This is a genomic window from Streptomyces sp. H39-C1 (assembly GCF_027158125.1).
Classification (GTDB): domain Bacteria; phylum Actinomycetota; class Actinomycetes; order Streptomycetales; family Streptomycetaceae; genus Actinacidiphila; species Actinacidiphila fildesensis.
In genome coordinates this window covers 1-5,176 of the sequence record NZ_JAPVLS010000128.1, presented here as the reverse complement: position 1 = coordinate 5,176, position 5,176 = coordinate 1, and the positions used below count along the sequence as shown (strand labels likewise).

At 68.7% G+C, this 5,176-nt stretch carries 8 protein-coding genes and 1 pseudogene; 7 read left to right on the top strand and 2 right to left on the bottom strand.

The window, feature by feature from the left end; genetic code table 11:
- The 4 genes from O3W51_RS43725 to O3W51_RS43710 form a co-directional block, all read left to right on the top strand.
- A partial coding sequence (locus O3W51_RS43725) for a hypothetical protein (protein ID WP_269289347.1) occupies positions 1–327 on the top strand: 327 nt, incomplete at its 5' end.
- 54 nt (positions 328–381) lie between these two features.
- A complete protein-coding gene (locus O3W51_RS43720; RefSeq protein ID WP_269289345.1) occupies positions 382–633 on the top strand; it encodes a hypothetical protein in 252 nt (83 codons plus the stop codon).
- Positions 634–778: 145 nt separating this feature from the next.
- On the top strand, positions 779–1,063 hold the full coding sequence (locus O3W51_RS43715) for a hypothetical protein (RefSeq protein WP_269289343.1): 285 nt from the start codon (positions 779–781) through the stop codon (positions 1,061–1,063).
- Between the two features lie 193 nt (positions 1,064–1,256).
- Positions 1,257–1,931 (top strand): hypothetical protein, encoded by a 675-nt coding sequence (locus tag O3W51_RS43710; protein ID WP_443048403.1) that lies wholly within the window; start codon positions 1,257–1,259, stop codon positions 1,929–1,931.
- A 186-nt stretch (positions 1,932–2,117) separates the two neighbouring features.
- On the opposite strand, the gene O3W51_RS43705 is transcribed toward O3W51_RS43710, so the two are convergent.
- Positions 2,118–2,795, bottom strand: coding sequence for a hypothetical protein (locus O3W51_RS43705; protein WP_269289338.1), 678 nt, complete (start codon positions 2,793–2,795; stop codon positions 2,118–2,120).
- A gap of 354 nt (positions 2,796–3,149) precedes the next feature.
- On the opposite strand from O3W51_RS43705, the gene O3W51_RS43700 reads away from it, so the two are divergent.
- On the top strand, positions 3,150–3,680 hold the full coding sequence (locus O3W51_RS43700) for a DUF4262 domain-containing protein (RefSeq protein WP_269289335.1): 531 nt from the start codon (positions 3,150–3,152) through the stop codon (positions 3,678–3,680).
- 240 nt (positions 3,681–3,920) lie between these two features.
- A complete protein-coding gene (locus tag O3W51_RS43695) occupies positions 3,921–4,442 on the top strand; it encodes a hypothetical protein (protein WP_269289333.1) in 522 nt (173 codons plus the stop codon).
- 107 nt (positions 4,443–4,549) lie between these two features.
- Here O3W51_RS43695 and O3W51_RS43690 read toward each other — a convergent pair whose 3' ends face one another.
- Positions 4,550–4,798 carry a ribosomal protein L7/L12 gene (locus O3W51_RS43690; RefSeq protein ID WP_269289331.1) on the bottom strand — a complete coding sequence of 83 codons (249 nt, stop codon included), beginning with the start codon at positions 4,796–4,798 and terminating at the stop codon, positions 4,550–4,552.
- A gap of 37 nt (positions 4,799–4,835) precedes the next feature.
- On the opposite strand from O3W51_RS43690, the pseudogene O3W51_RS43685 reads away from it, so the two are divergent.
- Positions 4,836–4,976, top strand: a pseudogene (locus O3W51_RS43685) (ATP-binding protein); the annotation flags it as partial.
- Positions 4,977–5,176: the final 200 nt, after the last annotated feature.

Genomic DNA, 5,176 nt, shown 5'->3' with positions numbered 1-5,176 from the left:
AGCGGCGAGCACCTGTACCGGCTGGCGCCTGACCACTCGGGGGTGTTCGTGTGGTTCGGCCAAGGGATGTCCTGGACGAGGATCGGCGGCCCCGCGAAGAACATCTACGCCGGAGGCGCGGGCCTGTTCGCCACCAACCCCGACACCGGCGACCTGTTCACCTACAACGACGCCCCCGATGACTGGACCAAGATCGGCGGGCCCGGCGGCACCTTCGCTGTCAGCGACCACCACCTCTACGGCCTCAACCCCGACCAGGCAACCGTCTACCAGTGGGATGGCCAGGACAGCCACTGGACGCTGCTGGGAGGCGGCCCGCGCGCCTGACAGGGGCTGCGGGACCATCATGAAGGGCCCTGAACAGGGCGAAGGGGGAGTGTAATGCTGGAAGAGATCCTGCAGGCCGAGGCGGCCGCACTACGAGAGCAGTTGGCCGACCATGACACGGCGGCGTTCACCCGCCGGCTGGCCCGCCGGATCGCCGAAGCCAGCGAGCCCCCCGCCCCGACCGCCTCCCAGCCGCTGAGCGCGATCCGCGCAGCGACCGGGCTCCTGTCCCTGTCCGGCCCCTGCCGCACCGTTCCCCCCGCCGCCGGCGTCCCACACCGATCATCCCGGCCGAGCCCGCGCTGACCCCGGCCGCGATGGTCCAGGAGGTCCGGTTGCTGTGTGACAACGTCCTGCGGTCGAACGACATCGACCGGCTCGTGGACTTCGCCGCGGACTACAACGACGCCGGCGCCCGCACCTTCGCCTGCCTGCTGTACTCCATGGACAAGTGGGACTCCGCGCTCTACTGGGGCGCTTCGCCGCGGGCGCCGGCGACGAACTGGCCGCTCACCTGCTGGCCATGCACCACGCCGCGGTCGGGTACACCCCCGACGCCCGCCTGTGGCGCACCATCGCCCGCCTCATGAAATACACCCCTGACCGGCATCTGCCCCGACCGGTGCGACCCACCGTCGAGTACGGCCAGGGCTGCGGGCATGCTGCGGTGCGCCGGACCGCCCTGGAGGCCTTCATCCACAGCAAGCACCTCCCAGGAGGGTTGCTCACCCGCTGAATACGGCAGGACCGTCCAGCCATGGGCGGTCCTGCTCCCGCGCACTCTTGCGCCTCCTCGCCGGCGACAGCCGGTTCCCCCGATGGTGGACTCCTCCCGCAGTACCGGCACATGAGGCCCAGTCGGGCGCTAATGTCGGTCCGCCGCATCCACGCGGTTCACCCCAGGGGGAGTCGTGAACGTCCGTCGCACCATGGGCTCTACAGCCGCAGCCGCCCTGCTTCTTCTGGCGATGGCGAGCTGCTCCAGTACTCCCACCGCCAAAGGCACCGGCCAGCCCGCGCCGCCTGGCACCCCCCAGCCGGCCGCGAACGGTTCCGGGACGACGCCGGGCAGCGGTCGTCAGGCCGGTGCGATCCCGGTCGGCCCCGGCCCCCAGACCAAATACACCGTGCAGGCGCAGCCCGCTCCGGGCACGTGCAAGTACCGGTTCACCACCGCCAAGGAGCCGCTGCCGGATCCGGTGTGCACACCGGGCGCGACCAATCCGGCCGTTACCCAGGCCACCCTCAAGACCACGATCTGCAGGCCGGGATACACGGCCGCGATCCGGCCGCCCTCCTCGATCACCGCAAAGGAGAAGGCCGCGTCGATCCTGGCGTACGCCTACACGGGCAACCTCCGGGACGATGAATATGATCACTTTCTTTCGCTGGAATTCGGTGGTGACCCCAACGATTCCCGGAACCTGTGGCCGGAGCCGCCCTCTCCCGGGCACAAGCCCGGTAGCGGCGTCAACAACCCCAAGGACGCGGTGGAAAACAAACTCCACGCCGCGATCTGCTCCGGCAAGGTGACCCTCACGGCAGCCCAGCAGGCCGTCGTGACGGACTGGACCACGGCGCTGAAGACCCTCGGACTCAACTGACCTCCATCGGCCTGGATCAGATCGTCCCGGTCCTCACCTCCCATCGGCAGCCGATGCTGGTGTATCGGACCCGGAATGCGACCCAGCTCGCACACCGCCGCCGCGACCGGCTCCCAGCCGCCGACCGCGACCCGCGCAGCGACAAGGCGGGTGCGCCACAGCGGCAGCGTCCTCCGATGCCGTCGGTCAGTACATGCGCTCGGCCTCGGCCGCGCGGGCCCGAAGGGTGCTGGCCTGCTCGTGCTCGCCACGGGCTTCCAGGATCTCCGCCCGGTACTCCATCGCGTACGCGTCGCCCAGGTCCCCGGCGATCGTGTAGGCACGGAGGGCCTCCGAGATGTAGCCGCGCGCGCCGAAGGCGGCTCCCACCGCAGTGATCGGAAAGGCCAGGTCTTGGGCGTATATCCGCGGCACCCAGCGCTCGATCGTCTGCCGGTCGTCCCGCTCAAAGGCCAGCCTGACCAGGCCGAGCATGGCGTCGACATCCCCGCGGATTGCGGCGTGCTCCCACATGAGCCGCGCCTGGTTCCGGTTCCCGGCCGTCCAGTGCAGCGTGCCGAGATTGAACCCGGCAAGAGCATTCCCCGCTTCCCAGGACCTGGTGAACCAGTGCTCTGCCCCGGCCTGGTCACCCGCCAAGAGCAACGCCGCCCCGTAGTTGGCCATAGCCACCGGCAGGCCCCGCTCCGCGTCCGCCCGGACCGACGCCAACGACTCGGGGGTGACCCGCCCGTCGGCATCGTGTTCAATCTCGGGTCCGACAGCCGCAGCGTCATCGGTCCCTTCGTCCCGCGAGCCCGTCGGCGGCCCTACGAGCAGACCGCCGTCCTTGCTCGCGCGCAGGTGGAGGCGGCGAAATGACATGCGGGCGATCCTGCCAGAGATGCCAACCGGTCACATCGGCGGTCACGTCCGCACGTCGGCGAGGGCGATACGGGCGTACATGGCGTCCCCCTGGTGGTCTCGGGAGGAAGTGTTCCGGCTCGCGGCGGGCGCGTGTGCCGGTGGTAACGGGACCGTGATGCACCCGTCCGGTCCTCGTCGACCATGTGGAGCGCTGACTCACGGCCGGGCCGGCAGCGACGCTGTGGCCGCCGTGAGGAAACGCCCTGGAAGTGGAGAGTTGACTGCCGGGGCTTTGCCGGCTGTGACCCGCGCGGATGCGCGAGCATTCTCCCCACGGGCGTCGGGCAACCTTGATCCTCTAGCCTGGCGTTCATGGCTACTGATCACACCGTCTGCTGCTGCGTCCTGTGTGAGGACGCTCCCGTGGAGCCCCGCCTTGGGGCGACCGTCGAGGTGATCGAGGAGCACGGCTGGCAGGTCACGATGGTCCCTGCCGATGAGCACGGTCCCGGCTGGGCGTACACCATCGGCTTGTGGCACCGGCACCGGATACCCGAGCTGGCGATGTTCGGTCTCGACATCACCATGATGCACACGATCCTCAACGACCTCGCCCAGCGAGCCGTCGACGGGCAGTCCCTTAAGGCCGACCAGAAGCGGCACGACGTCGCAAGCGTCCCGGTCGTCCTCAAGGCCGTCGACTACCGCTGGTATAGGGCGTTCTTCGGCGGCGCGATCAGGTTCTACCGCAAGCCCCCGTTCCCGTTCCTCCAGGTCGCCTGGCCCAACCGCGAGGGAGCCTTCCCCTGGCAGCCCGCGGGAGAAGATCTCCTCGCCCGCCAGCCCCGGCTGTGGCTGCGCCCCCAGGAGCACCCCGTCGGGGTGTGGACGCAGGACGTATGAGCAGGCGACCGGTGTTCTTTTGCGCGCGGACCATGGTCCCCTGATCCGATCAGCACGAAGTTCCCCGACTGCCGATGAAACCCTTCGTTCGGGAAAGTCTTGGTCATGTGGTGGTGTGGGGTTTGCGCACGTCACGTGATGTTCACCGTCGGGGTCTACTCGCATAGACCTTCCGGGTGGTGTCATGCCGTCAGGTGCCCGATACCCCACCATCGGGCCGAACCCGGGGAGACCCCTCACATGCGTCCTCTGTCCCGTGCCGTCGCTGCCGGATCCGCCGTTGCCTTGGCCGCGGCCGGCCTGATCGCGGTTACCGGCACCGCCCACGCCGCGACGTGCTCGCAGTCCTACCTTCCGCTGCCGGACCGCACCTGTACCCCCGGCACCTACAACCCCGACGTCACGCAGGCGAGCATCGGCTCGACGATCTGCGTGTCGGGCTGGACTGCGACGGTGCGGCCGCCGACCTCGTACACCAACGCGTTGAAGGTCCAGCAGATCGCCGAGTACGGCTACGCCGACACCAGTACCGCGGACTACGAGGAAGACCACCAGGTACCCCTCGAGCTGGGTGGCTCCCCGCGGGATCCGAAGAACCTGTGGCCCGAGCCCCGCTACGGCACGAAGACGGCCACTACCAAGGACGGGGTGGAGACGAAGCTGAAGAACGCGGTCTGTAAGGGCACCATCACCCTGTCCTCCGCCCGCACCGCGATCGCCACCAACTGGACCACCGCCCTGCAAGTCACCGGCATCGGCTAACCGCCGCCCCCACCGTCCCGCGCTGCCGGCGCGGGACGGGCGCCCGTGATGAGGCTCGTTGAATTTGGTTCTGACCGCGCTTTCGTGAAGGCGGACTGTGGGCACTTCTACGCCCGCACTTCTGCGTGGGCTCCCGCTTCGAGGAGTTCGCGCACCGTGGCTTCAGCCACCTCTTGTGTCACATCCTCAAGGATGGTGGCCGGCAGACGGCCGATGAGGGACTTGCTGTGCCACAGGCTCAGCCCGGCTCTCCGGTGGACCACCTTCACGGCCTCGATGGGTCTGGGACCGGGGTCGGTCAGAACCACTGAAATGGGCCCCTGATCGCAGACCAGCAGGAAGTACTCGTCTGCCATCACGACTCCTCGGGTGCACGCGGGGCCAGCCCCAGATGGCCGGACCAAGACCTTTACCGACCCCCGGCTCTGCGCGGCCATCGTCGACCGCCTCACTTTCAACGGCACCATCATCGAGACTGGCACCGAGTCCTACCGCCTCGCGCAGACCAAAGCCAGGCAGCAGGCGAGGAAATAGTTAGGGGGCCTTGCGGCTGCGTCGGTAGTCTCCGCGGGTGTCGTTGACTCAGTACTGAGGTGACCCCCGTGGTGACTCTGCTGGTCTATTCACGGTGGCGTGAGTGAGAGGCGGAGTGTGCTGAGGCGGGAGGTCCAGCTACCGCCGAGCGGGGTGCCGGTGAGCCAGGCGTCGATGCGGACGAGGTTGAGAGCCATCGC